General features: G+C 64.2%; 22 protein-coding genes and 1 pseudogene. 18 read left to right on the top strand and 5 right to left on the bottom strand.

What is annotated here, in order from left to right; translation table 11 throughout:
- Nucleotides 1-17 precede the first annotated feature (17 nt).
- Nucleotides 18-446 carry a ferric iron uptake transcriptional regulator gene (gene fur / locus AB4Z19_RS11915; protein WP_442027919.1) on the bottom strand — a complete coding sequence of 143 codons (429 nt, stop codon included), beginning with the start codon at nucleotides 444-446 and terminating at the stop codon, nucleotides 18-20.
- 78 nt (nucleotides 447-524) lie between these two features.
- Between fur and AB4Z19_RS11920 the strand changes: the two genes are divergently transcribed.
- The 5 genes from AB4Z19_RS11920 to AB4Z19_RS11940 are packed head-to-tail and all read left to right on the top strand — an operon-like array spanning nucleotide 525 to nucleotide 3,322.
- Nucleotides 525-1,091 (top strand): outer membrane protein assembly factor BamE, encoded by a 567-nt coding sequence (locus tag AB4Z19_RS11920; protein WP_442027918.1) that lies wholly within the window; start codon nucleotides 525-527, stop codon nucleotides 1,089-1,091.
- Between the two features lie 9 nt (nucleotides 1,092-1,100).
- On the top strand, nucleotides 1,101-1,910 hold the full coding sequence (dapB, locus tag AB4Z19_RS11925; RefSeq protein ID WP_442035320.1) for a 4-hydroxy-tetrahydrodipicolinate reductase: 810 nt from the start codon (nucleotides 1,101-1,103) through the stop codon (nucleotides 1,908-1,910).
- A complete protein-coding gene (locus AB4Z19_RS11930) occupies nucleotides 1,910-2,578 on the top strand; it encodes a MotA/TolQ/ExbB proton channel family protein (protein WP_442035321.1) in 669 nt (222 codons plus the stop codon). Before dapB ends, AB4Z19_RS11930 begins: the two co-directional genes overlap by 1 nt.
- Before the next feature lies 1 nt (nucleotide 2,579).
- Nucleotides 2,580-3,002, top strand: a complete 423-nt coding sequence (locus AB4Z19_RS11935; protein ID WP_442027383.1) for an ExbD/TolR family protein — start codon at nucleotides 2,580-2,582, stop codon at nucleotides 3,000-3,002.
- Between the two features lie 2 nt (nucleotides 3,003-3,004).
- Nucleotides 3,005-3,322: a barstar family protein gene (locus tag AB4Z19_RS11940; protein ID WP_442027382.1), complete on the top strand. Its 318-nt coding sequence runs from the start codon at nucleotides 3,005-3,007 to the stop codon at nucleotides 3,320-3,322.
- 53 nt (nucleotides 3,323-3,375) lie between these two features.
- Here AB4Z19_RS11940 and map read toward each other — a convergent pair whose 3' ends face one another.
- From map to AB4Z19_RS11960, 4 genes are all read right to left on the bottom strand, one after another.
- Nucleotides 3,376-4,164: a type I methionyl aminopeptidase gene (gene map / locus AB4Z19_RS11945; protein ID WP_442027381.1), complete on the bottom strand. Its 789-nt coding sequence runs from the start codon at nucleotides 4,162-4,164 to the stop codon at nucleotides 3,376-3,378.
- A gap of 58 nt (nucleotides 4,165-4,222) precedes the next feature.
- On the bottom strand, nucleotides 4,223-4,588 hold the full coding sequence (locus AB4Z19_RS11950; protein WP_442027379.1) for a VOC family protein: 366 nt from the start codon (nucleotides 4,586-4,588) through the stop codon (nucleotides 4,223-4,225).
- Between the two features lie 75 nt (nucleotides 4,589-4,663).
- Nucleotides 4,664-5,347 (bottom strand): hypothetical protein, encoded by a 684-nt coding sequence (locus tag AB4Z19_RS11955; protein WP_442027378.1) that lies wholly within the window; start codon nucleotides 5,345-5,347, stop codon nucleotides 4,664-4,666.
- A 172-nt stretch (nucleotides 5,348-5,519) separates the two neighbouring features.
- Nucleotides 5,520-6,440, bottom strand: coding sequence for a DUF6597 domain-containing transcriptional factor (locus AB4Z19_RS11960; RefSeq protein WP_442027377.1), 921 nt, complete (start codon nucleotides 6,438-6,440; stop codon nucleotides 5,520-5,522).
- A 63-nt stretch (nucleotides 6,441-6,503) separates the two neighbouring features.
- On the opposite strand from AB4Z19_RS11960, the gene leuS reads away from it, so the two are divergent.
- The 13 genes and pseudogenes from leuS to AB4Z19_RS12025 all read left to right on the top strand — a co-directional run bounded on the left by leuS (nucleotide 6,504) and on the right by AB4Z19_RS12025 (nucleotide 25,955).
- On the top strand, nucleotides 6,504-9,125 hold the full coding sequence (gene leuS / locus AB4Z19_RS11965; RefSeq protein WP_442035322.1) for a leucine--tRNA ligase: 2,622 nt from the start codon (nucleotides 6,504-6,506) through the stop codon (nucleotides 9,123-9,125).
- Nucleotides 9,126-9,127: 2 nt separating this feature from the next.
- A complete protein-coding gene (locus tag AB4Z19_RS11970; RefSeq protein WP_442026537.1) occupies nucleotides 9,128-9,748 on the top strand; it encodes an LPS-assembly lipoprotein LptE in 621 nt (206 codons plus the stop codon).
- Nucleotides 9,749-9,755: 7 nt separating this feature from the next.
- Nucleotides 9,756-10,772 carry a DNA polymerase III subunit delta gene (gene holA / locus AB4Z19_RS11975; protein WP_442026533.1) on the top strand — a complete coding sequence of 339 codons (1,017 nt, stop codon included), beginning with the start codon at nucleotides 9,756-9,758 and terminating at the stop codon, nucleotides 10,770-10,772.
- 13 nt (nucleotides 10,773-10,785) lie between these two features.
- Complete coding sequence (locus AB4Z19_RS11980) at nucleotides 10,786-12,057, top strand: glutamate-5-semialdehyde dehydrogenase (protein WP_442026534.1); 1,272 nt, start codon at nucleotides 10,786-10,788, stop codon at nucleotides 12,055-12,057.
- A gap of 9 nt (nucleotides 12,058-12,066) precedes the next feature.
- The gene (locus AB4Z19_RS11985) at nucleotides 12,067-12,498 is read left to right on the top strand and encodes a CopD family protein (protein WP_442026535.1); all 432 of its coding nucleotides are present in this window, start codon (nucleotides 12,067-12,069) and stop codon (nucleotides 12,496-12,498) included.
- Nucleotides 12,499-12,508: 10 nt separating this feature from the next.
- Nucleotides 12,509-13,684, top strand: a pseudogene (locus AB4Z19_RS11990) (THUMP domain-containing class I SAM-dependent RNA methyltransferase); the annotation flags it as partial.
- 429 nt (nucleotides 13,685-14,113) lie between these two features.
- Nucleotides 14,114-15,385 carry a multidrug effflux MFS transporter gene (locus AB4Z19_RS11995; protein WP_442035323.1) on the top strand — a complete coding sequence of 424 codons (1,272 nt, stop codon included), beginning with the start codon at nucleotides 14,114-14,116 and terminating at the stop codon, nucleotides 15,383-15,385.
- Between the two features lie 231 nt (nucleotides 15,386-15,616).
- Nucleotides 15,617-17,755: an HDOD domain-containing protein gene (locus AB4Z19_RS12000; protein WP_442035324.1), complete on the top strand. Its 2,139-nt coding sequence runs from the start codon at nucleotides 15,617-15,619 to the stop codon at nucleotides 17,753-17,755.
- A 34-nt stretch (nucleotides 17,756-17,789) separates the two neighbouring features.
- Nucleotides 17,790-20,000, top strand: a complete 2,211-nt coding sequence (locus tag AB4Z19_RS12005; RefSeq protein ID WP_442035404.1) for a putative bifunctional diguanylate cyclase/phosphodiesterase — start codon at nucleotides 17,790-17,792, stop codon at nucleotides 19,998-20,000.
- A gap of 7 nt (nucleotides 20,001-20,007) precedes the next feature.
- On the top strand, nucleotides 20,008-21,603 hold the full coding sequence (locus AB4Z19_RS12010; RefSeq protein ID WP_442027570.1) for a tetratricopeptide repeat protein: 1,596 nt from the start codon (nucleotides 20,008-20,010) through the stop codon (nucleotides 21,601-21,603).
- Nucleotides 21,604-21,867: 264 nt separating this feature from the next.
- Nucleotides 21,868-24,798: a TonB-dependent receptor gene (locus tag AB4Z19_RS12015; RefSeq protein ID WP_442027568.1), complete on the top strand. Its 2,931-nt coding sequence runs from the start codon at nucleotides 21,868-21,870 to the stop codon at nucleotides 24,796-24,798.
- 67 nt (nucleotides 24,799-24,865) lie between these two features.
- Nucleotides 24,866-25,546: a DUF4197 domain-containing protein gene (locus AB4Z19_RS12020; protein ID WP_442035325.1), complete on the top strand. Its 681-nt coding sequence runs from the start codon at nucleotides 24,866-24,868 to the stop codon at nucleotides 25,544-25,546.
- 10 nt (nucleotides 25,547-25,556) lie between these two features.
- Nucleotides 25,557-25,955 (top strand): YidB family protein, encoded by a 399-nt coding sequence (locus AB4Z19_RS12025; RefSeq protein ID WP_442025492.1) that lies wholly within the window; start codon nucleotides 25,557-25,559, stop codon nucleotides 25,953-25,955.
- Nucleotides 25,956-25,991 lie beyond the last annotated feature (36 nt).

The raw sequence follows: 25,991 nt of genomic DNA on the forward strand, positions 1-25,991 counted from the left end.
GCTTTACGCCTCGGGTTTTAATGCTTGTGCGGGCAGTTGGTCTTGGTGCAGTTGCCGTACAGCGCCAGGGCGTGTTCGGCGATCTTGAAGCCGCGCTCGGCGGCGATGGCTTGCTGGCGCTTCTCGATTTCCTCGTCCACGAATTCTTCCACGCGGCCGCAGTCCAGGCACACCAGGTGGTCGTGGTGCGAGCCTTCGTTCAGTTCGAAAATCGCCTTGCCGCTCTCGAAGTGGTTGCGGTTCAGCAGGCCGGCCTGCTCGAACTGGGTCAGCACGCGGTACACGGTGGCCAGGCCCACGTCCATATTCTCGGCCAGCAGCTGTTTATAGACGTCTTCCGCAGTCAGGTGACGCACTGGGCTGCTCTGGAAAATGTCAAGAATCTTCAGGCGCGGCAGGGTGGCCTTCAGGCCGGACGCCTTCAGGTCGGTGGGGCTGTTACTCATGTTTGGTATCGTATGTGGCTGGAGTGCTTTATGATATAGCGTTTTGGCACTTCTGCTCAATCGGATTTGAGGTCATCTATGCGCGTTACCCCGGCTCTGCCGTCCCATTTGTTAGTGAAATGCCTGGCCCCGCTGGCGGCTCTGGCCCTGGCCGGCTGCGCCAGCAAGGCACCGGCGCCAGCGCCGGTGGTAGCGTCCCAGGGCGCCCAGACCACCACCATCACCCAGCTGCAGAAGTTCATGTGGTTCTTCTCGCCTTACCGTCCGGATATCCAGCAGGGTAACTTCGTGTCGCAGGAAATGATGGCCCAGCTGAAGGTGGGCATGACCAAGGACCAGGTGAAGTTCCTGCTCGGCACGCCGCTGATGGCCGATGCCTTCCACGCCGACCGCTGGGATTACCCCTTCCGCCTAGCCAAGGGCAGCGGCGAGCTGACCACCAGCGCGGTGGTGGTGTTCTTCGACAAGGATGGCAAGGTGGAGCGCTTCGAAGGCGGCAATCTGCCGACCGAGCAGGAATACATTTCGCGCATTGCCGGTCCGATCAAGGAATTCAAGAAGTCCGAGGCAGCCGCCGACAAGCAGCAGGCATCGCCGGCGCGTGCGCCGCTGCCGGCCGGTCAGGAATCCGGCGCGGCCAAGTAAGGATCATTCATGACGACTCTGAATATCGCAATTGCCGGCGCCGGCGGGCGCATGGGCCGCATGCTGGTCGAGGCGGTGCAGGCCGATCCGGACTGCACCCTGGCCGGTGCCCTGGACCGTCCGGGCGGCGCCAATATCGGCCAGGACGCGGCGGCCTTCACCGGCCAGCCCTCCGGCGTGACGGTGGCGGGCGACTTGGCCGAAGGCTTGAAGAATGCCCAGGTGCTGATCGACTTCACCCGTCCGGAAGGCACGCTGGAACACCTGGCTTACTGCGCCGAGCACGGCGTCAAGCTGGTGATCGGCACCACCGGCTTCGATGAGGCGGGCAAGGCAGCCATCCGCAAGGCGGCCGAGAAGACCGCCATCGTGTTCGCGCCGAATATGAGCGTGGGCGTGAACGTGACCCTGAAGCTGCTGGAATTCGCGGCCAAGCAGTTCGCTACCGGCTACGACATCGAAATCATCGAGGCGCATCACCGCCACAAGGTCGATGCGCCGTCCGGCACCGCGCTGAAGATGGGCGAGGTGATTGCCGATGCGCTGGGGCGCGACCTGAAGCAGGTCGGCGTGTTCGCGCGCGAAGGCGTGACCGGGCCGCGCGATCCGTCCTCGATCGGTTTTGCCACCGTGCGCGGCGGCGACATCATCGGCGACCATACCGTGATGTTTGCCACCGAAGGCGAGCGCATCGAGATCAGCCACAAATCGTCCTCGCGCCAGCATTACGCCAACGGCTCGCTGCGCGCGGCGCGCTTCCTGGCGGACAAGAGCACCGGCCTGTTCGATATGTACGACGTGCTGGGCCTGAACGGCTGATGGAGCACTTCAGCTTCGAGAGCTACTGGGAACGCGCCGACGCGGTCGGGCATGCGGTGTCCTATCTGCTGCTGCTGATGTCGGTGCTGAGCTGGTACTTCATTCTCGGCAAGGGCTGGCAATCCTGGCGCGTGCGCCGCAGCAAGGGCGTGGTGCAGGCGTTCTGGGATGCGCCGACCTTGCAGGACGGCGTGGCCAGCGTGACATCGGGCGATCCGGAAGGCATTTACGCGGCGCTGGCCACGGCCGGCGCGGATGGCGTGAAGATGATGGGCCGCAGCTCGCTGGCCGGCGAGATGGGGCGCGGCGAGCAGCTGACGCGCGTGCTGCGCGATGCCATCCACGCCTCGACCACGCGGCTGGAAAGCGGGCTGACCTTGCTGGCGTCGATTGCCTCCACCGCGCCTTTCGTCGGCCTGATGGGCACCGTGTGGGGCATCTATCACGCGCTGGCGGCGGTGTCGACCGCGGGCACGGTGCAGCTGGACAAAGTGGCCGGCCCGGTGGGCGAGGCCCTGATCATGACCGGCGTCGGTCTGCTGGTGGCAATTCCCGCCGTGCTGGCCTATAACGGTTTTAACCGCGTCAACCGCCTCACGCTGAGCGAGCTGGATGCGTTTGCCCACGATCTGCATGCCTACCTGACGCGCGACGGCGCGGGAGTGTGAGATGGCTTTCGGCGCCTTCAATCATCACCGGCAGAAGGAGTCCATGGCGGACATCAACGTCACGCCCATGGTCGACGTGATGCTGGTGCTGCTGGTGATCTTCATCATGAGCGCGCCCATGTTCACCAATGCCGTGAAGCTGGATCTGCCCAAGGCGCAGGCCCAGGCTTCCGAGCAGCAGCCGGACACGCTGGCGGTGGCGATCGATGCTTCCGGCGCGGTATTCTGGAACAACGAGGCGCTCAAGCCGGGCGAGCTGGAAGAGCGGCTGGCCGCCGCCGCCGCGAAACAGCCGCAGCCCGAGCTGCAGCTGCGCGCCGACAAGGACACGCGCTACGAAGTGGTGGCGCAGGTGATGGCGGCCGCGCAGAGCAGCGGCCTGACGAAAATCGGCTTCGTCACCGACCCCAAGAAGGACAAATAATCATGGCGACTGCCACCTTGAACGGCGCGGCCATTGCCGGCGCCGACGCTTTCCATGCCGCCAGCCGCGAGGCTTTCGGCTTTCCCGAGTTTTACGCGAATACCATCGACGCCTGGGTGGACTGCCTGTCCTATCTGCGCGATGAAGAGAATATGACGAAGTTCCGGCTCAAGCCGAACGAGGTGCTGGAGATTGTCATCACTGACGCGGCCAAGGTGCCGGCTGAGCTGATCGAGGAAGTCACTTATTGCGTGGGCGGCATCAATGAGCGCTATGAGGATTATGGCGAGAAGCCGGCGCTCAAGCTGACCTTGCGCTAAACCCACGGCGGAAACTGGTGGCAGGCACGACGTGCCTGCCGCCCGCCTTTGCCTCAGGGGTTTTCGCCGGGGGCGAGCGTCAGGACGTCGAAGCCGGTGTCGGTGACGGTAACCATATGCTCCCACTGAGCCGACAGCGAACGGTCGGCGGTCACCACGGTCCAGCCGTCGGGCAAGGCGCGCGTCTGGTGCTTACCGGCGTTGATCATGGGCTCGATGGTGAACACCATGCCCGGCTTCAGCTCCATGCCCTGGCCGGGACGGCCGTAGTGCAGCACCTGCGGATCTTCGTGGTACACCATGCCGATGCCATGGCCGCAGTAATCGCGCACCACGCTGAAGCCGGCCGCTTCGGCCAGCTTTTGAATGGCATGCCCCACATCGCCCAACGTGGCGCCCGGCTTCACGGCGCGGATGCCGGCCCACATGGCGTCATACGTCACATCCACCAGCTTTTTCGCGGCCTTCGACGGATTGCCCACGTAGTACATGCGGCTGGTGTCGCCAAACCAGCCATCCTTGATCACTGCCACGTCAATATTGATGATGTCGCCGTCCTTCAGGACTTTCTTGGCGCTGGGGATGCCGTGGCAGATCACTTCATTGACCGAGGTGCAGATGGTCTTGGTGAAGCCGGCATAGCCGACATTCGCCGGAATCACTTGCTGCACCTGGGTGATGTAGTCGTGGCAGATCTTGTCCAGGTATTCGGTGCTCACGCCCGGCTTGACGTAGGGGCCGATCATGGTCAGCACATCGGCCGCAAGCTGGCCGGCCACGCGCGCGGATTCGACCTGGTCGGGCGTTTTGATCAGGATGGATTTGTTGTCGCGCTTGCGCATGGTGGGAGCCGAGTGAGGGGGAAGGGGCGCATGGTATCACAAGCGCCCCAGCGGCGGCTCAGGCTACTTTGGACGGGTCGAAGTGGGGATTTTCGATCAGGCCGAGGACGTTGCCGAACGGGTCGGCCAGCTCGGCGACCTTGATGCCTTCGCCCACGTCCTGGATTGAAGAGTGAGTGCTTGCTCCCAGTGCAAGCACGCGCTCGACTTCTTTTTCGATGTTGTCGACGCCCCAGTAGACCTGGGAGCCGGCCTTGCCCGGCGTGCCGTCCGGCACCAGTCCCAGCTCGAAGCCGCCGATTTCGAAGCCGACGTAGAACGGCTGGTCGAAGTAGGGTTCCTTGCCGAATACCTTGGCATACCAGGCTTTGCCGGCCGCCAGGTCGGGCGTTGGGTAGAGCGCAGTGCGCAGGCCTTTGATCATGTGGTTCTCCTCCTTTGTTATCGAATGCCCGCATCTTGCCACGGCGTTCACGGTTGCGATTGGAAAAATGGAAACTCAATCCAGAAAGGAGTCTTCCAGCCGCCGCGCGCTCGTCCGCCGCTCGGGACCCCCAGGCCACCAGAGCGACTGGCCTTGTCTGGCCTGGATGCGGGCCTGGCTCGGAATGGGCGGGATTCGCGGCAGGCGGTGCGGCGGCACTGACGCTGGCGTGGGAGTAGGTGCGGCTGCCGCTGCAGGTGCAGGTGCAGGTGCGGCGGTGGCAGTGGCAGTGGTGGCGGCGGCAGCGGGCAGGAACGGTCGAGCGTCTCGGGCGCGCTCCGCCCGCCGCTGCTCGTCGCGGCGGCTATGGGCGGCTTTCCAGGCTGTTTCGCCTGGCATCAGTAGCCAGATTTCGGTCCAGGCATTGCGCGGGATGCCTTCTTGCAGCCGCACGAACTGGTTAGGCGTGATCGGTCGGCGGGCGTGCAGAATTTCGTCGCCAACCACTTCGGCGTAGCGCGCGCCGTTTTCGCGGCTCCAGACGCGCAGTTGCGTGCCTTCCGGCAGGAAGAGGTTTTTCCATTGGTAGCCGCGTTGGCGGCAGGTGTGGACTGCAGGCTCTTTGGCGCGGGCTAGCCACTCGCGAATGGCTAGATCGGCGAACTCGGTAGCCGCTTCGGGCTTGCCACTGGCGGCTGCGAAGTTGAGTAGATCGCGCAGGGTGGCAGCTGGTATCGAAAACGTCTGTATTGCAAACATACTCTTTTCCTCCTCTCTTTTTCACTCTTTTCTACTCTTTTCCACTCTTTTGACCCGATGGCTGCGGCGAAGTTCAAAAAGAGTGAAAAAGAGTGAAAAAGAGTGGAAAAGAGTGAACAAAAAGAGTGAATTTGCCATAGCGATGTGCGCGAGGACAGCGCACCCGCGATGGTCAGCGAGTGAGGAGCCAGGCGTCAGGGGAGGCGCCGGCGAAGTCGTGGAAGTCGCGGATGAGGTGGGACTGGTCGAAATAGCCGCAGGCGAGGGCGAGGTCGGCCCAGTCGCCGTCGCAAATGGCGGCCCTGGCAGCGGGCGACGCATGTGCCGCGGTGGCGGCCGCGGCGGTGCGCCAGTCGCGGGCGGCGGCAGTGGCGCGGCGGAAGCGGGTGATGCGGGCGAAGAGTTTAGGCGTCAGGCCGACCTGCTCGCGGAACTGGGCGGACAGATGCTGCCGGCTGACGCCAAGGGAATCCGCCAGCGTCTCCACGCGCAGCTCGCCGCCGGAGGATTCGATGGCCGCCACAGCATGGCGCGCCAGTGTCGCGGCAGGGCTGGCAGCAGGCAAAGCGAAGTGCCCGGCCCGGGCAGCGCGAACGGCCTGAGCGATGCCGCTGCGGGTGGCAGCAGACGACAACGCGAGCCGCGCAAGCAGCGCCGACTCGATCAGCCGCAGGCGCGCGCGATCATCGAAATCCGAAGACCACAGGGCATCGCTCAGACGGTCGGCATCGGAACGGGGCCAGAGCAGGTCCAGGTCTGCGCGGCCATCGGTCAGCGGGGCGAGGGGCGTGCCGAGGAAGAGGGCGGCGGCGCCGGGCAGGAAGCGGACTGCCACCGTGCGCACCGGCCCATCGGCGGGCACATCGAAAAAGCGGCTCATCATGCCGACCGCGAAGGCCAAGCCGCTGTCCTGCCACAGGATATCGATGCAGTTATCCGGCAGCACGCGGTGGGAAAAGGCAGGGCGGCCGGGCGCGGCATTGGGTGAGCTGGCAGGCGCGGCGGCAGGCGGCGGCAGCACCGTGGCCGACCAGAAGCAGGCCACATGCCCGGCCAGCGCCGGATGCGGCGGATATTCGCGGTAGCGCATCATGTCGCGGCGCACCAAGGCATTGCGTATAATGATCGGTTCATATCACTCATTGTGCGCTCCATCATGCAAGAAAAATATAGTCCCGCAGACGTCGAAAAAGCCGCCCAAGCCCACTGGAAGGCGATCGACGCCTACAAAGCCGTCGAAAACGACCCGCGTTTCCCAAAAGGCAAGTATTACGCTTGCTCGATGCTGCCTTACCCATCCGGTAAGCTGCACATGGGCCACGTGCGCAACTATACGATCAATGACGTGATGTACCGCTACCTGCGCATGAACGGCTACAACGTGCTGATGCCGATGGGCTGGGACGCCTTCGGCATGCCGGCCGAAAATGCGGCAATGGCCAACAAGGTGCCGCCGGCGCAATGGACGTATTCGAACATCGCTCACATGAAGGAGCAGATGGAGTCGATGGGCCTGGCGATCGACTGGTCGCGCGAAATGGCCGCCTGCAAGCCGGAATACTACAAGTGGAACCAGTGGATGTTCCTGAAGATGCTGGAGAAAGGCATCATCTACCTGAAGACCGGCACCGTGAACTGGGACCCGGTGGACCAGACCGTGCTGGCCAACGAGCAGGTGGTCGATGGCCGCGGCTGGCGTTCGGGCGCGCTGATCGAAAAGCGCGAAATCCCGATGTACTACGTGCGCATCACCGACTACGCGGAAGAACTGCTGGACTACGTCGACCACAAGCTGCCGGGGTGGCCGGAGCGCGTGCGCATCATGCAGTCGAACTGGATCGGCAAGAGCACCGGCGTGCGCTTTGCCTTCCCGCACAGCATCAACGGCGACGACGGCGCGCTGATCGGCGACGGCAAGATGTTCGTGTTCACCACCCGTCCCGACACCATCATGGGCGTCACCTTCTGCGCCGTGGCCGCCGAGCACCCGCTGGCCAGCCACGCCGCGCGCAACAACCCTGAGCTGCAAGCCTTCATCGCCGAGTGCAAGATGGGCTCCGTGATCGAAGCCGATATGGCGACGATGGAAAAGAAGGGCATGCCGACCGGCCTGTTCGTCACCCATCCGATCAGCGGCGAGCAGGTCGAAGTCTGGGTCGGCAACTATGTGCTGATGACCTACGGCGACGGCGCCGTGATGGGCGTGCCGGCGCACGACGAGCGCGATTTCGCCTTTGCGAAAAAATACAAGCTGCCGATCAAGCAGGTCATCACCGCTGAAGGCCAGAGCTACTCCGACGAAGCCTGGCAGGAATGGTATGGCGACAAGACCGTGTCGGTCGTGACCAACTCCGGCAAATACGACGGCCTGCACTACAGCGCAGCGCTGGACGCGGTGGCCGCCGACCTGGCTGCCCAAGGCCTGGGCGAAAAGAAGACCACCTTCCGCTTGCGCGACTGGGGTATTTCCCGCCAGCGCTACTGGGGCACGCCGATCCCGATGATCCACTGCGATTCCTGCGGCGCCGTACCGGTGCCGGAACAGGACCTGCCGGTGGTGCTGCCGGAAGACTGCGTACCGGATGGCACCGGCAACCCGCTGAACAAGCATGAAGCCTTCCTCAAGTGCGACTGCCCGAAATGCGGCAAGCCGGCGCGCCGCGAGACCGATACCATGGACACCTTCGTCGACTCGTGCTGGTACTACATGCGGTATACCTCGCCCGGCTCGAACGAGGCCATGATCGACCAGCGCAACGATTACTGGATGCCGATGGACCAGTACATCGGCGGCATCGAGCACGCCGTGCTGCACCTGCTGTACGCGCGCTTCTGGACCAAGGTGATGCGCGACTTCGGCCTGGTCAAGTTCGACGAACCCTTCGTCAATCTGCTGACGCAGGGCATGGTGCTGAACGAAACCTATTACCGCGAAGACGCGGCCGGCAAGAAGACCTGGTTCAACCCGGACGACGTGGAACTGACCACGGACGACCGCGGCCGTCCGGTGTCGGCGCTGCTGAAGGCCGACGGCCAGCCGGTGGAGCTGGGCGGCACCGAGAAGATGTCCAAGTCGAAGAACAACGGCATCGACCCGCAAGCCCAGATCGAGCAGTACGGCGCCGATACGGCCCGCCTGTTCACCATGTTCGCCTCGCCGCCGGAGCAGACCCTGGAATGGTCCGGGTCCGGCGTGGAAGGCGCCAACCGCTACCTGAAGCGCGTGTGGAGCTTCGGCGTGAACCAGCGCGACGCGATCCGCGCCGCCGGTTCGCCGCTGTCCGCCGTGGCCGCCAGCGACGAAGGCAAGACCCTGCGCCGCGAACTGCACAAGATCCTGCAGCAGGCCGACTACGACATCAAGCGCATCCAGTACAACACCGTGGTGTCGGCCTGCATGAAGATGCTGAACACGCTGGAATCGGCGAAAACCGTGGAGCCGGCCGTGCTGGCTGAAGGCTATGCCATCTTCCTGCGCCTGCTGAATCCGGTGGCGCCGCACATCACCCACGTGCTGTGGCAAGAGATGGGCTATGCCGGCGACCTGCTGGACGCGCCATGGCCGCAAGTCGATCCCGCCGCGCTGGAGCAGAGCGAGATCGAGCTGATGATCCAGGTGAACGGCAAGCTGCGCGGTTCCGTCAAGGTGCCGAAGGCGGCCGACAAGGCGGCCATCGAAGCGGCCGCGCTGGCCGAGGAAAGCGTGCAGAAATTCCTCGAAGGCACGCCGAAAAAGGTCATCGTGGTGCCGGGCAAGCTGGTCAACATCGTGGTATGAGCATGACGACCTCCTCGACCTTCCGCTCCGGCGCGCGCACTGCCGTGCGCCTGGTGCGCGGCGCCGCGCTGGCGGCCGTGCTGGCGGGCGCGCTGAGCGCCTGCGGCTTCCACCTGCGCGGCGAAGGCGGCAACTACACCCTGCCGTTCGCCTCGCTGTACGTCGGCCTGCCGGACGGCTCGCCGCTGGCGATCGACCTGAAGCGCAACATCCGCGCCAACGGCCACACCACTGTGGCGCGCGTGGCCAAGGATGCGGACGCGTCGATCGAAGTGCTGACCGACCCGGAAAAAACCCGTACCAAGACCATCCTGTCGCTCAACAGCAATGGCCGCGTGCGCCAGTACCTGCTGAGCTACAACATCGTGTTCCGCGTGGTCGACAAGGCGGGCACGGAGCTGCTGCCGGCCACGCCGATCAACCTGTCGCGCCCGATCGACTTCAATGAAACCCAGCTGCTGGCGAAAGAGCAGGAAGAAGCCCTGCTGTACAAGGACATGCAGACCGACCTGGTGCAGCAGATGATGCGCCGCATGGCCGCCATCAAGCCGGCCGCCGCGCCGGCCGCCCCGGAAGCCGCGCCCGCCAATCCGGCCGCTCCGGCAGTGCCGATCACGCAGTAAGGCCGCCATGCAGCTGCGCGCCGAAGCCCTGGACGCCCACGTCGCCAAGACGCTGGCGCCCCTGTACGTGATCACCAGCGACGAGCACTTGCTGGCGCTGGAAGCGGCCGACAAGATCCGCAAGGCGGCCCGGGCGCAAGGCTATTCCGAGCGCGAAGTGCTGTCGGTCGAGCGCAGCTTCAAATGGGGCGAACTGCTGGCCGCCAATCAGGCCATGAGCCTGTTCGGCGACAAGAAGCTGATCGAGCTGCGCATCCCGTCCGGCAAGCCGGGCAAGGATGGCGGCGCCGCGCTGCAGGCCTACGTGAAAGACCTCGGCCCGGACAACCTGACCCTGATCACCCTGCCCAAGCTGGACTGGCAGACGCAGAAAGCGGCCTGGGTGGCGGCCCTGCAGCAAAGCGCGGTGTATATCGACATCCCGAACATCGAACGCAGCGCGCTGCCGGGCTGGATCGCCAACCGCCTGGCCGCGCAAGGCCAGAGCGCCGAGCGCGCCAGCCTGGACTTCATTGCCGACCGGGTGGAAGGCAATCTGCTGGCGGCGCACCAGGAAATCCAGAAACTGGGCCTGCTGCACGAAGCGGGCAAGCTGTCGCACGAGCAGGTGCAGGACGCGGTGCTGAATGTGGCGCGCTACGACGTGTTCAAGCTCAGTGAGGCCATGCTGGCGGGCGACCCGGCGCGCCTGATCCGCATGCTGGAAGGCTTGAAAGGCGAGGGCGAAGCCCTGCCGCTGGTGCTGTGGGCGGTGTCCGAAGAAATCCGCACACTGCTAAAATTAAAGGCAGCGATGGCGCAAGGCCGTCCGCTGCCGGCCCTGCTGAAGGAATACCGGATCTGGGGTCCGCGCGAGCGCATGATGGAGCCGGCCCTGCGCCGCGTTTCGCTCGCCACGCTGGAAGCGGCCATGCAGCAGGCCGCGCAAGTGGACAAGATGGTGAAAGGCCTGCGCGCGAAGAGTTTCGCGGGCGACGCCTGGGACGCCATGCTGCAGCTGGCATTGAAGGTAGCACGAGGATAAAAGAGGACGCATCGTGGACATCAAGCAGTACATGGAAGACATCGGCAAGCGCGCCCGCGCCGCCTCGCGCGGCATGGCGCGTGCCGACAGTGCGCAGCGCAACCGCGCACTGGAACTGATCGCCGCCGCCATCGAGCGCGAAGCGCCGGCCCTGCGCGCAGCCAATGAGCAGGACATCGCCGCCGCGCGCGCCAGCGGCCTGGCGCCGGCCATGCTGGACCGCCTGGCGCTGTCCGACAAGGCGATTGCCACCATGATCGAAGGCCTGCGCCAGATTGTTGCGCTGCCTGATCCCATCGGCGAAATCTCGAACATGAAATTCCGCCCGAGCGGCATCCAGGTGGGCCAGATGCGCGTGCCGCTGGGCGTGATCGGCATCATTTACGAAGCCCGTCCCAACGTCACCGTGGACGCGGCCGGCCTGTGCATCAAGAGCGGCAACGCCACCATCCTGCGCGGCGGCTCGGAAGCCATCCACTGCAACCGCGCCCTGGCGAAACTGGTGGCCGAAGGCCTGCAAGGCGCGGGCCTGCCGGCCGATGGTGTGCAAGTGGTCGACACCACCGACCGCGCCGCGGTGGGCGCCCTGATCACCATGCCGCAATACGTGGACGTGATCGTGCCGCGCGGCGGCAAGGGCCTGATCGCGCGCCTGATGGAAGAAGCCACGGTGCCGATGATCAAGCATCTGGACGGCATCTGCCACGTCTACATCGACGCCAAGGCCGATCTCTCCAAGGCGCTGGACATCGGCTTCAACGCCAAGTGCCATCGCTACGGCACCTGCAACACCATGGAAACCCTGCTGGTGGCGCGTGCCGTCGCCGCCGAGATCCTGCCGCAGCTGGCGCAGCGCTACGCCACCGAACAGGTCGAACTGCGCGCCGACGTCGAGGCTTACGCCATCCTGTCGGCCGCCGGCTACCCGCACCTGGCGCACGCCACGGACGAAGACTGGGCCACCGAATACCTGGCGCCGATCCTGGCGGTGCGCGTGGTGGACGGCCTGGATGCTGCCATCGAGCATTGCAACAACTGGTCGTCCAAGCACACCGAAGCGATCGTCACCGAAGACTACAGCGCCGCCCTGCGCTTCCTGCGCGAAGTGGATTCCTCGTCCGTGATGGTGAACGCTTCCACGCGTTTTGCGGACGGCTTCGAATACGGCCTGGGCGCCGAAATCGGCATTTCCAACGACAAGCTGCATGCGCGCGGCCCGGTCGGCCTGGAAGGCCTCACCTCCCTCAAGTACGTGGTGTTCGGCCACGGCGAGGTACGTAAATAAAGGAACTCCATGCTCTGGGTTAAAGCGCTGCACATCGTCTTCATCGTCTCCTGGTTCTCCGGCCTGTTCTACCTGCCGCGCATCTTCGTCAATCTGGCGATGGAAGTGCCGGGCCCCGCCACCGAGCGCCTCTTGACGATGGGCCGCAAGCTGTACCGCTTTACCTCGATGCTGGCCGTGCTGGCCGTGGTGTTCGGCGTCTGGCTCATGTGGCTGCAATACGGCGGTCAGCCGGGCGGCATGAAGCTACCGGGCTGGCTGCACGCCAAGCTGGCCTTCGTGGTGCTGGTGCTGGGCTACCACCACGCCTGCGGCTCCCTGCTGAAAAAATTTGAACGTGGCGTGAACCAACGCAGCCACGTGTTTTACCGCTGGTTCAATGAAGTGCCTGTGCTGATGCTGCTGGCGATCGTGATCCTCGTGGTCGTCAAGCCATTCTGAAAGGTCTTCCATGACATCTTATTTCTGCCCATGCCCGCGCGGCATGGAAGCGGCGCTGGCTGAAGAACTGGGCGAAATCGCCCAGGGCAGCCCGACGCTGAAAGTCCACAACCAGGTGCCGGGCGGCGTGCACTGCTCGGGCGACCTGTACGACGCCTACCGCATCAACCTGCATTCGCGCATCGCCTCGCGCGTGCTGATGCGCATGGCCGTCTGCCACTACGACAACGAGAACGACATCTACGACCTGGTGCTGGGCACGGCCTGGGAAGAATGGTTCGGCATCGACCACACCATCCGTGTGGATGTCACCGCCATCAAGTCGCCCTTGAAGTCGCTGGAATTCATCACGCTGAAGATCAAGGACGCCGTGTGCGACCGCTTCCGCGACATGTACAACAAGCGCCCGTCGGTCGACACGCGCGAACCGGACATGCGCATTGTCGGCTTCCTCGACCAGCGCCAGTTCATCATTTATCTGGACACCTCGGGCGAAGCGCTGTTCAAGCGCGGCTGGCGCAGCGAAACGGGCGACGCGCCGCTGCGCGAAAACCTGGCGGCCGGCCTGCTGCGCGTGGCGGGCTGGAAACCGGGCATGCCGCTGTTCGACCCGATGTGCGGTTCCGGCACCATCCTGTGCGAAGCGGCGCAGATGGTGCAGGGCATCCCGCCCGGTGCACGGCGCCGCTTTGCATTCGAGAAGTTCTATGATTTCGATCCACAGCCATGGGAAGAGATGAAGGCGGCCATCAAGCCGCGTCCTCTGCCGACTGAGCCAACCATTTTCGGTTCCGATATTTCGGGCGATATGGTGGCGATGGCGCGCCACAACCTGAAGAGCGCGGGCATCCTGTTCGACGTGCCGCTGAAGCAGATCGAAGCGCAGCAGGTGCAGGCGCCGACGGCGGAACCGGGCATTTTGCTGACCAACCCGCCGTACGGCGAGCGGATTGGCGTGCGCGGCGACGCGTCGCTGGAAGAGGACGAGCTGGCGAAGTCGTTTTATGCCGCGTTCTCCGGCACGCTCAAGCAGCGCTTTGCCGGCTGGACGGCCTACTTCTTCACGGCAGACCTGGGCCTGCCCAAGCTCCTGCGCCTGAAAGAGGCCCGCAAGACCCCATTCTTCAACGGCGCGCTGGAATGCCGCCTGTTCCGCTTCGACATGGTCGCCGGCTTCAACCGCAAAACCACGGGAACCACGGGGTCAGGAACCACGGGGTCAGATCCGACATTCGTACAAGAGTCTGCTTCCGGCGCCCCGGCGCGCGCAGACCAGGGGCTGGGGTCAGATCCGACATTCGGACAAAAGCGCGGCCGTGAGGCCGGCGCCGAGCAGAGCGCGGCGCAGGAGGCGGCTAAGCCAGCCAGCGCGGCTGCGGCACCGGTAGCACCGGCTGCCGCTGGTCCGTGGGCGGGGGCGAAGGCGGGCGGAGGGTCAAGCGCAACGGGAAGTGCATCGGGCGCGTCCACCGGCGGCGCTACATCGGATGCCGGCGATGCGCCGGAGCCGGCCAAGATGCGGCGAGCGCCGGCACCCGCCACGCAGCCGGCGCGCCAGGCAAGGCCGACCTTGTCGCGGCCGCCGCGTCCACCGCGCAAGGGGAGCTGATTTCTCATGATGCCCCAGCCGCCAGCGAGCGTTCCTGCCGATCCTGAAGCCGACGTTCCCTCACCTGAAGTACCGCATCGCAAGCCGCTGGGGCCTGCCGCACTGGCGACAGTGCTGGCCGGGCTGTCCATGCTCGGCCCGTTTTCCATCGACGCTTATCTCCCTGCTTTCCCCAACATCCAGGCCAGCCTCAACGCCACAGCGGTCGAGGTCCAGCAATCGCTGACAGCCTACCTGCTGGCCTTTGCCGGCATGGTGCTGTGGCACGGCGCGCTGTCCGATGCGTTCGGACGCCGCAACGTCATCCTGGTCAGCCTGGTCACTTTCTGCATCGGCACCTTCGGCTGCGCCGCCGCGCACAGCGTGCAATACCTGTGGGTATTCCGCGTGATGCAGGGCGTGTCGGCCGGCGCCGGCGTGGTGGTCGGCAGGGCCATCATCCGCGACCTGTATGCGGACGCCGCCGCCGCAAGGCTGCTGTCGATGGTGACCATGATTTTCTCCATCGCCCCCGCCGTGGCGCCCGTGATGGGCGGCTTCATCGTGAAGTATTCCGACTGGCGCAGCATTTTCCTGTTCCTGGTCGGCTACACCATCCTGCTGTTCGTGGTGTGCTACCGCCGCCTGCCGGAAACGCTGCCGCCGCACAAGCGCCATGCCTTCAATCCGCGCTTCCTGTGGACCAGCTACCGCACGATTTTGTCCTCGCCGCTTTTCCATTTGAAGACAGGCGTGGTAGCGCTAAATTTCTGCGGCCTGTTTGTCTACATCTCCGCCGCGCCGATTGCGCTGCCGGAGCAGTTGCACCTTGGCCCGGACCAGTTCGCGTGGCTGTTCGTGCCTGCCGTGTCGGGCATCTTCCTCGGTGCACTGGCCGCCAACCGCATCGCCGGCAAATGGAGCTTCGCGCGCCAGATCCGCTTCGGCTTCGCTTTCCTGCTGACGGCCGCCGCGGTGAATGTGCTGTACCACCTATTCCTGCCGCCCGCCCTGCCGTGGAGCACTTTGCCGATCTTCTTCTACACCTTCGGCATGTCGGTCGTCGCCCCGGGCGCCACATTGCTGGCGCTGGACCTGTTCCCGCACATCCGCGGCACGGTCGCCTCCTGCCAAAGTTTTGCCGTCACCCTGCTGGCCGCCGTGATTGCAGGCGTGATTGCCCCGGCGCTGTCGCACTCCATACTACTGTTGGCCTGCGCCCAATTGTGCTTTACGGTAACAGCCCTCGGATTATGGTTGACGTCGCGCGTGGTCAAGCGCATGCTATCGTCCCAATGAAAGAATAACAGCAACATTGTTTTATTTTTAACAATAATCCCTCTTAGTACGTTAATAAATGCAACAAAGTGTCGCCGGGAATTTGTATTGCCGATAAGTTATAGTATATTTATGTTAATGTGCATTTGAGATTGCAAGCGGGAAATGCACGGTAAAGCTGTTACTGTTTAAAGAATTGAACAGGCGCCCCATGTGCTAGGCGCCGATTTTTTACGTCACCTTGGCGCCAAGATGCATCAACCTGATCATGACATCCGCAATCGCTTGCTGATCGCGCGTCTGCCGGCCATGCCGCAGATTCTCATCAAGCTGATTGAGCTGCTGCAAGCCGACGACGCCGGCATGCCGGAGTTGGCCGCGCTGATCGCCAAGGATGCCGGGATGACGTCCAAGATCCTGTCGGTGGCCAACAGCTCGGCCTACCAGCGCCACAGCCGTTCCGTAGGCCTGGAGCAGGCCCTGGTGTCGCTCGGCACGGACATGATCAAAACGCTGGTGATCAGCGAATCCGTGTTCCAGACCTTCAACAACTTCCCGCACTCCGGCAGCACCGATCTGCGCGCGTTTTGGAAAGGTTCCCTTACCACTGCCGTGATCGCGCGCGACATCGCCCGCGCCATGGATTACCCGCACGTGGAAGAAGCCTATCTGGCCGGCCTGCTGCACAATGTCGGCCGCCTGGCCCTGCTGTCCACCGCGCCGAAGGAATACGCCTACAACTTCACCGCGCGCGACGACGAAGACCTGTGCGCCGTCGAGCAGCGCACCCTGGAAATCACGCACACCGAAGCGGGCGCCTGGCTGATCGAACGCTGGAACCTGGATTCCTTCCTGGCCGACTCGGTGCTGTATCACCACGAGCCGGTCACGCGCCTGGAGTCCGCGCATCCCCTGATCCGCATCGTGCGCCTGGCGCACCACCTGTGCTACCACGATGGCGACGCCGACGAAGCAGCCGCGCTGTGCGGCCTGGATGCGACCCAGCTGGACGCCTTCGTGAAGTCGGCTGCGCGCCAGGTGCTGAAGTCCGCCGAATACCTGGGCATCGACCTGACCGGCGCCGACGACATCGTGGCGCCGCCCGCCGTGGCGCCCACGCCGGCCGATCCCGTGCAGGCGCGCCTGCAGGAAGAAGTGCGCAATATGGTGCTGGTGTCCGAAATGGGCCAGACCTTCGCGCGCCAGCAGGGCGAAGCCTCGATGCTGGAAGCGATGGCGCGTTCGGCGCGCATCCTTTTCGATTTCGACACCACCGTGCTGCTGCTGGAGAATCCTACCGGCCATGCGCTGGAAGGCTTCGGCACCGGAGAAGCCCAGCAGCGTCTGGCCGAATTCTCCATCCCGCTGAACAAGGGCGGTCTGATCGCGGACGCCGCCGCCGAGCGCAAAATGGCCTTTGCCACGCGCGGCGCGCAGCCGCTGACCATCGCGGAAGAGCAGCTGTTCCGCATCCTCGGCACCGACTCCATGGTGTGCCTGCCGCTGGTGACCGGCCAGCGCTGCCTGGGCGTGCTGGTGGGCGGTGCGGGCACCTGGCAGCTGCCGTCCTACCAGAAGCGCGAGCGCTTCCTGCAATCCTTCGGCACGCAAGCCGCGGCTGCGCTGGAAACGGCGATCTCGGAACGCGGCCATGCACGGCGCCAGGTGGCGCATGTGGCCGAGGAATACCGCGAGGCGTCGCGCCGCGTGGTGCACGAGGTGAACAACCCGCTGTCGATCATCAAGAACTACCTGTCGGTGCTGGATGCCAAGCTGGCGCGGCGCGAGCCGGTGGTGTCCGAAATGTCGATCCTGAACGAAGAGATCGACCGCGTCGGGCAGTTGATCCACGGCCTGGCCGACCTGCAGCCGACCGACACCGGCAGCGTGACCCATATCGGCCGCGTGGTGGACGATGTGCTGCGCCTGTTCCGCGCCACCGACTTCGTGCCGGCCTCGGTGCAGCTGATCCTGCGCATGCTGGAAGAGCCGAACGAAATCGACGGCGACGCCGACCTGCTGAAGCAGATCCTCGTCAATCTGATCAAGAACTCGGTGGAAGCCATGCCGGACGGCGGCCGCATCGAGATTTCCAATCGCGGGCTGGTCAACCGCGAACGCAAGCTGTATGTGGAACTGGTGGTGGCGGATAGCGGTCCTGGCCTGTCGGCCGAGGTGCTGGCCAATCTGTTCACCGCCGTGAAGAGCAGCAAAGAGGGCAAGCACCACGGGCTGGGGCTGTCCATCGTTCACAGCCTTGTCAAGCGCCTGGGCGGCGAGATTACTTGCCGCAGCGGCGCCACGGGTACTACTTTTGAAATCTTGCTGCCGGCCCGGGGCAGCAACAGCCAGATCGCGACCGTGCAGGCGCGCGTGATGGATTCCGTATAAGGCCATGATGAACCCGACGAACCCGAACCCACTCATGGCGTCCGACGGCGGTTTAGTTCCGCCGGCCCCCGAGTTCCAGCCTCGCCTGCTGCTGGTGGATGACGAGCCCCGTCTCCTGACGTCCCTGTATGAACTGCTGCGCGGCCACGACTACCAGCTGGTGACCGCCTCCTCGGGCAGCGAAGCGCTGACCCACCTGAACCGCCTGCAATTTGACCTCGTGCTGCTCGACCTGCGCCTGCCGGACATGAGCGGCCACGAGATCATGGACTTCATCAACGCCAAGGACATCGATGCCGACGTGATCGTGATGAGCGGCGAAGCCGGCATCGACGCCGCCATCGGCGCGCTGAAGCGCGGCGCCTACGATTACCTGCGCAAGCCGTACAACCCGCCGGAGCTGCTGAAGACCGTCGAGAACGCGCTGCAGAAGCGCCGTCTCGCGGTGGAAAACCGCCGTATCGGCCAGCGTCTGGAAAACTCGGAGAAGATGTACCGCTATCTGGTGGACTCTTCGCCGGACATCATCTACACCCTGAACCACGAGGGCTGCTTTACCTTCGTCAACGACCGCGCCTACCAGCTGCTGGGCTTTACGCGCGAAGAACTGCTGGGCAAGCACTACTCCATCCTGGTGCACGACGAAGACCAGGAACGCGCCCGCTATGTGTTCAACGAGCGCCGCGTCGATGAACGCGCCTCGCGCAATGTGGAGCTGCGCCTGAAGTGCAATTCCGGCGTCGGCGCCGACCGCACCTTCAACAACACGCTGATGACGATCTCGCTGAATGCGATCGGCATGCACGTGCCGGGCGCGGAAGTGGAGAAGCACGAATTCTTCGGCACTTACGGTGTGGCGCGCGACATCACGGACCGCAAGCGCGCCGAGGAGATGATTTCCTACCAGGCCTACCACGACATCCTGACCGACCTGCCGAACCGCATGCTGTTCAAGGACCGCCTGGGACTGGCCGTGATCCAGGCCAAGCGCAAGCTGACCGAACTGGCGGTGATGTTCGTCGACCTGGACCGCTTCAAGCTGGTCAACGACACGCTGGGCCACGTGAAGGGCGACGAGCTGCTGCAGCAAGCCGCGCTGCGCCTGAAGGAATGCCTGCGCAAGGGCGACACGCTGGCGCGCCAGGGCGGTGACGAATTCACCATCGTGCTGCCGGAGCTGCGCGACCGCGCCGATGCGAAAGCGATCGCCGACAAGTTCCTGGAAGTGCTGCAGAAGCCTTTCGATCTGGACGGCCACATCGTGCACATCTCGGCCTCCATCGGTATCGCTATCTATCCGGGCGACGGCGAGAGCATCGAGGAACTGCTGCGCCATGCCGACATCGCCATGTACCAGGTGAAGGCGCTGGGCAAGAACGGCCACAGCTTCTACCACTCCTCGATGCAGGACATGTCGCACCAGAAGATTGCGCTGGAACAGTCGCTGCGCAAGGCGCTGGAGCACAACGAACTGGAAATGTATTACCAGCCGCAGATCGACGTGGCCACCGGCCGCATCATCGGCGCCGAGGGCCTGATGCGCTGGAACCATCCGCAGCGCGGCCTGCTGTCGGCTGGCGAATTCCTGCCGTTCGCGGAAGAGAATGGCCTGATGCTGCCGATCTCGGACTGGATGATCGGCGCGCTATGCCGCGACCTGCTGATGTGGAATGCGGCCGGCGGTGACACCATCCGCCTGTCGCTCAACCTGTCCCCGCAGTATTTGGACCGCGGCGATTTCTTCGAGAAGATGCGCGGTGCGCTGCAGCGCTACGGTATTTCGCCGGCGCAGATCGAGGTGGAGATTACCGAGAATATCTGCATCCGCAATCCGCAGTACGCCATCGAGCAGTTGAACAAGCTGTGCCAGCTGGGCGTATCGGTGGCGATCGACGATTTCGGCACGGGTTATTCCTCGCTGTCCTACCTGCACCGCTTCCCGATCCACACCATCAAGATCGACCAGAGCTTCGTCAAGGAGATCCACGACGAGCATGGGCACTATCCGGTGATCCTGGCCATCATCTCCATCGCGCGCGGTCTGGGCCTGCATCTGGTGGCGGAAGGCGTGGAGACCGAGGTGCAGGCACGCTACCTGCAGGCCAATGGCTGCTCCACCATGCAGGGCTATCTGTACTACCGTCCGATTTCGCTGTCGTCCTTCATCAACGTGCTGCAGACGCAGAACCAGATCGAAGGTGCGGCTGAAGTGCCGGGCGCGCGCGTCGTCGCCATCCAGGCCTGAGCCACCCATGCAGCGCTACACGCCCAGCGAAGCAGAAGCCTCCGCGGCCACCAACTACACGGCGGAATACCTGCGTGTACGCGATCTCGCCGAGCGCGGCGTGCCGAACGCCCAGCACAGCCTGGGCTTCATGTATTTCAACGGCCAGGGCGTGGCGCAGAGCTATGAGCTGGCCGCGGCCTGGTATCGGCAGGCCGCCAATGCAGGGCTGGAGCATGCGCAGTACAACCTTGGCGTGATGTACCAGAAGGGCCAGGGCGTCGATCCGGACTACACGGAAGCGGCGCGCTGGTATCAGCTGGCGGCGGAGCAGGGCTATGCCGCCGCGCAGTACAACCTGGGCTGGCTGTACGCCAAGGGCCAGGGTATCGAACAGGACACCGAACAGGCGCGCCACTGGTTCGCCAAGGCTGCCGAGCAGGGCGACGCGGGTGCGCAGAACAACCTGGGCATGATGTACGACACCGGCAAGGGCGTGCCGCAGGACTTCCGCCAGGCCATCATGTGGTATCGCCGCGCGGCGGAGCAGGGCTATGCGCGCGCCCAGTTCAATCTCGGCCTGCGCTATGCGAACGGACAAGGCGTGCAGCAGGATGTACAGCAAGCCATGTCATGGTTCCGCAAGGCGGCAGAGCAAAAATACGCGCCGGCCCAGTTCAATCTCGCGCTGCGCTACGACAAGGGCGACGGCGTGCCGCAGGACAGCCCGAAAGCCATCAAGTGGTACACGGCGGCGGCCGAGCAAAATCATATGAGCTCCCAGTTCAATCTGGGCCTGATCTACGACAATGGCCACGGCGTGCCGCGCGATGAGCAGCTGGCGCTGGCCTGGTATCGCCGCGCGGCGGATCAGGGCCACGCGGCGGCGCAGAACAACCTGGGCCAGCGCTATGACCATGGCCAGGGCGTGGTGCAGGACTATGCCGAAGCGGCCAGCTGGTACCGCAAGGCGGCCGATCAGGGTTTCCCGGCGGCGCAATACCATCTGGGCATGCTGTTCGACGCGGGCCATGGCGTGAATGCCGACCCGCACGAAGCCATTTTCTGGTATCGCAAGGCGGCCGATCAGGGCCATCTGCGTGCGCAATTCGACCTTGGCCTGCGCTATGAAACAGGGCAGGGCGTGCCGCTCGATCTGCGCAAGGCGATCGCTTGGTATCTGCGCGCGGCGGAACAGGATTACGCTGCCGCCCAGTACATGCTGGGCCAGCTCTACGACCGCGACGACGGTCCCGTGCCGGACATCTTGCAGGCCAACGCCTGGTACCGCAAGGCCGCCGAGCAAGGCCACACGCTGGCTCAGTTCACGCTGGCCCTGCGCTACGACAATGGCCAGGGCGTGCCGCGCGATTTCGCCGCCGCGCTGCAGTGGTATGTGGCCGCCGCCCGCCAGGGCCATGGCCGTGCGCAGCTCAACGCTGGCTTGATGTACCTCAGCGGCCAGGGCGCACCGTCCGACGTGCCGCAAGCCTACCGCTGGCTGTCGCTGGCGGAACGCGCCGGCGTTCAAGGCGCCGCGCGCTACACCGCACAAGCCGCCGCCCGCCTCAACGCCAGCCAACTAGCGCAGCTGCGCGCCCACCCCGACCTGCTGCCTGCTTAAAAACCCACGGCGTAACCCTGGTGTCTGCCACGGCGTGGCAGACACCTGCTTCTGCCTTGGGTTTCCGGCAGTGTCGCGTAATCCCCACGCTCAAGGGGAGCATTTGATCGCTCAATCCGGTGATTGAAACCCGTGCCGCTCCTCTGGCGCGACTGAAAGTGCAGCGATCAGTACCGATCAAGTTTATGAGTTGTTTGCTCACTGCTGAAAAAAGCGGCGTGGTGCGCCATACACTCCTTGCAACAACAACAGGGAGGAGACAGGATGGAGTACCGCAATCGTATGGCGCTGGCCGTAGCACTTGCAGTCGCCAGCATGGCCGCCAGCGCGCAGGAAGAGAACGTGGTTGTCGTATCGGGCTTCCGCGCCAGTTTGAACAGCGCCTTGAACACCAAGAAGAACAGCGACGGAATCGTCGATGTGATCAAGGCCGAAGATATCGCCAAATTCCCGGACGCGAACCTGGCCGAATCGCTGCAGCGCGTGCCGGGCGTGTCGCTGTCGCGCGGCGACGGTGGCGAGGGCAAGCAGATTACCGTGCGTGGCCTGAACGCAGGCTTTACGCGGGTGCGCATCAACGGCATCGAAGGCGTGACCGCCACCGGCGCATCGGACATCAACGGCAGCACCAACCGCGGGCGCGGCTTCGACTTCAGCGTATTCGCCTCCGAACTGTTCAACAGCCTGGAAGTGCGCAAGACCGCCGAAGCGGCCGTGGAAGAAGGCTCGCTGGGCGCCACCGTCGACCTGCGCACCGCGCGTCCCTTCGACTTCAAGGGCCGCACCTTCAGCCTCGGAGGGCAGGAGTTCCACAACGACCTGTCGCGCAAGACCGAACCGCGCCTGACCGCGCTGGCGTCCGACCGCTGGACCACCAGCTTCGGCCAGGTCGGTGCACTGATCTCCGCCGCCTACTCCAAGCGCACCGCAACGGAAGAAGGCTATGAAGCCGTGGAGCTGCTGAGCGCCAACCAGGACGGCGGCTTCTGCTCGCCGCTTAGCTATAGCCCTCAGAATCCGGGCAACACGCCCGCCAAAGGCATCGATGCGGCGAATTGCGGCACGGGCGTGCCGCGTACCTCCAGTACCGCCGCCTACAATGACGTGATGGGCCGCACCGACGATTACGGCGGCACGGTCGCCAATCCGGCGCCGGGCTCGGGCGCATTTGCGCCGCGTATTCCGCGCTATCGCCGCTCGGAAACCCAGTATGAACGCAGCGGCATCACGGGCTCGCTGCAATGGCGTCCGGATTCGCACACCGAACTGGCTTACGACTTCCTGGGCGGTAAATTCGTCAACAACCGCTACGACAACTACATCGAAGCGATTTCGTTCGGCCGCAGCCTGGGCCAGTCCAACGGCAAGCCGCAGACCTCGATCGTGGACGCGCACTTCGACCAGAACGGCAGCTGGGACTATGGCAAATTCAACGCCGTCGACATCCGCACCGAGGGCTTGCTGGACAAGTACACCACGCTGTTCCGCCAGAACGTGCTGTCCGGCCGCCACGATTTCAGCGACCGCTTCAAGGTCGACTTCCTGACCGGCAGCTCGATCTCCGACCTGGACGAACCGGTGCGCGCCACCGTGCAGTGGGACGCGCCGAATATCAATAACTTCTCCTGGGACTTCCGCAACAACCGCAATGTGCCGACACTGAACTTCGGCATGGACGTCACCAACCCGAACGCCTTTACCTTCGCGCCGCAGGAGGCGGACGGCACCTTCCACGGCCAGTTCGTGGGCCGCTATCTGCACACCAAGAACAAGCTGACCACGCATGCCATCAATGGCAGCTTCGAGGTGAACGACAACATCACGCTGCGCGGTGGCTTCTCCAAGCGCGCCAACACCTGGACCAATATCGAGATCGGTTCCGGCGGCAATGGTCTGGCGCTGCCGGCAGGCGTGACGCTGGCCAGCGTGTCGCGCCAGATCGACAACTTCGGCAGCGGCCTTGGCGGCACGGGCGTGCCTACGTCGTGGGCTGCGGTGGACCTGCAGAAGTTCCTCGGCGTGTACAACATCGAGTGCCATTGCGCCGCCGTGCCGGGTTCGGAATACAACTACCTGGCGCAGGCCAATCGCGGCGTGGATGAATCGATCAAGGCCTTGTTCGCCATGGTGGACTTCAAGTACGACGTGTTTGGCATTCCGCTGCGCGGTAATGTGGGTGTGCGCGGCGCCGACACCACGGCCACCTCCTTCGCGCTGGTGAATGCGAACAACGCGCTGCAGCCGGTGACGGTGGAGCACAAGTACCGCGACTACCTGCCGGCGCTGAACGTGACGGCCGAACTGCCGCGCGATGTGCTGGTGCGCTTCTCGGCCGGCAAGACGGTGGCGCGTCCCGAATACACCGACCTGGCGCCATCGGCCACCTTGAGCACCCAGAGCCAGACGGTCAGCATCGGCAATCCGAACCTGGACCCGATCCGCGCCAAGACCGTCGACGTGCAGGCCGAGTGGTACTACCAGAAGAACGCCATGGTTTCGCTGGGCTACTTCTACAAGGACATCGGCACCTTCATCCAGGGCGTGTCCGAACGTGCCGTGTTCTCCTCGCTCGGTCTGCCGGATTCCGTGCTGCTGGGCGGTGGCTGCAGCATTACGGGCGGCACGCCGGCCTGCCCGACGCTCCCAAGCACCACCGTGGTGGTGAACCGCAAGGTCAACACGCCGGGCGGTCCGCTGCGCGGCTATGAATTCAACTGGCAGGCGCCGTTCAGCTTCCTGCCTGGGTTCTGGAGCAATTTCGGCGCGCTGCTGAACTACACCCACGTCGATTCGAAGATCACCTACATCACGCGGGTGGACAATCCCAATACGGCCGCCAATGAGCAGCTGACCCAGGTCGCCAACTTCACGGGTCTGTCGCCAAATGCCCACAACATCACGCTGTATTACGAGGACCAGAAGTTCAGCGCGCGTGTCTCGGCGGCGCACCGCTCGTCGTATCTGCTGAACGTGCTGGGTAATGTGGCGGGCCACGACTTCACCATTGTCGATGGTTCGACCAACGTGGACTTCAGCGTTTCCTACAACATCACGCCGCAGCTGCGCGTGTCGCTGGAAGGGCAGAACCTGACCGACGAACCGCTGCGCTATGGCCGCGATTCGCAGCGTAACGATACGCTGCTGTATGTGCATTCGGGCCGTTCTTTTGTGGCAGGCCTGAGTTACAAGTTCTGACAACTCTGGCGGGATTGATCGACTGTTGGTAGTAAGATAGCAAGATCAATTTCGTCCGGAGTGTGTGATGAAACCTGCGATCTTCGGCGCTGGCCTGCTTCTGGCAGCCAGCGCTTTCGCCGCCGATCCCCTGGCGGCGCTCAGCAACAAGGAAGCCAGCGGCGGCCTGAAAGCGGCGCTGGAAGCCGGATCTTCGGCCGCTGTCGCCAAACTGGGCGTCGACGGCGGCTTCCTCAATAACGAAAAAGTTCACATCCCCCTGCCGAAAATTCTGGAGAAGGCGCGCCCGCTGATCGCCATGACGGGCCGCGGCCAGCAGCTGGACGAACTGGAAACCGCCATGAACCACGCCGCCGAGCAGGCCGTCCCCATGGCCAAGCCGCTGCTGGTGAACGCCGTCAAATCGATGACGGTGGATGACGCCAAGCGCATTCTGACCGGCGGCGATACCTCGGTCACGGACTTCTTCAAGGAGAAGACCTCGGCGCCGCTGGCCGCCAAATTCCTGCCCATCGTGAAGGGCGTCACCGACCGCTCCAAGCTCTCCGGCCAGTTCAATGCTGCGATGGGGCAGGCGGGCAAGCTGGGCCTGGCGGCAGGCGACAGCGCCACCGTGGAAGGCTACGTCACCCAGCGCGCGCTGGATGGCTTGTACCTGATGATTGCAGAAGAAGAGAAGAACATCCGCCGTGACCCGCTGTCCTATGGCAGTGCGGCGATCGGCAAGGTATTCGGACTGTTGAAATAGGGAGGCAGCAATGGGTATTTTCGATACGCTGGCAGGGCAGGTGCTTGGCCAGTTCTCTGGCGGCAGCCATCCGGAAGGCATGTTTGAAGCAGTCGGCGCCATGCTGACCGACCCGCGCACCGGCGGCCTGCAAGGGATGGTGACGGCTTTTGAGCAGGGCGGCATGGGCGGCGTGGTCGCCTCCTGGATCGGCACCGGCGAGAACCTGCCGATCAGCGCCGAGCAGTTGCAGGCGGTGCTGGGCAACGAGCAGGTGCAGGCTATCGCCACCCGTCTTGGCTTAAGCACGGAGCAGGTATCCGCGCATCTGGCGCAGCTGCTGCCGCAGGTGGTCGACAAGCTCACGCCAGGCGGCACAATTCCCGACAGCCGTGGTGCCCTGGACAGCCTGTTTGGCGCGCGCTCCTGAATAGCAAATAGCAATTTAGTTTTCATTATTTGCAAT

Origin of the sequence: Pseudoduganella sp. RAF19, from assembly GCF_052114165.1 — a bacterium.
Classification (GTDB): Bacteria; Pseudomonadota; Gammaproteobacteria; order Burkholderiales; family Burkholderiaceae_D; genus Rugamonas.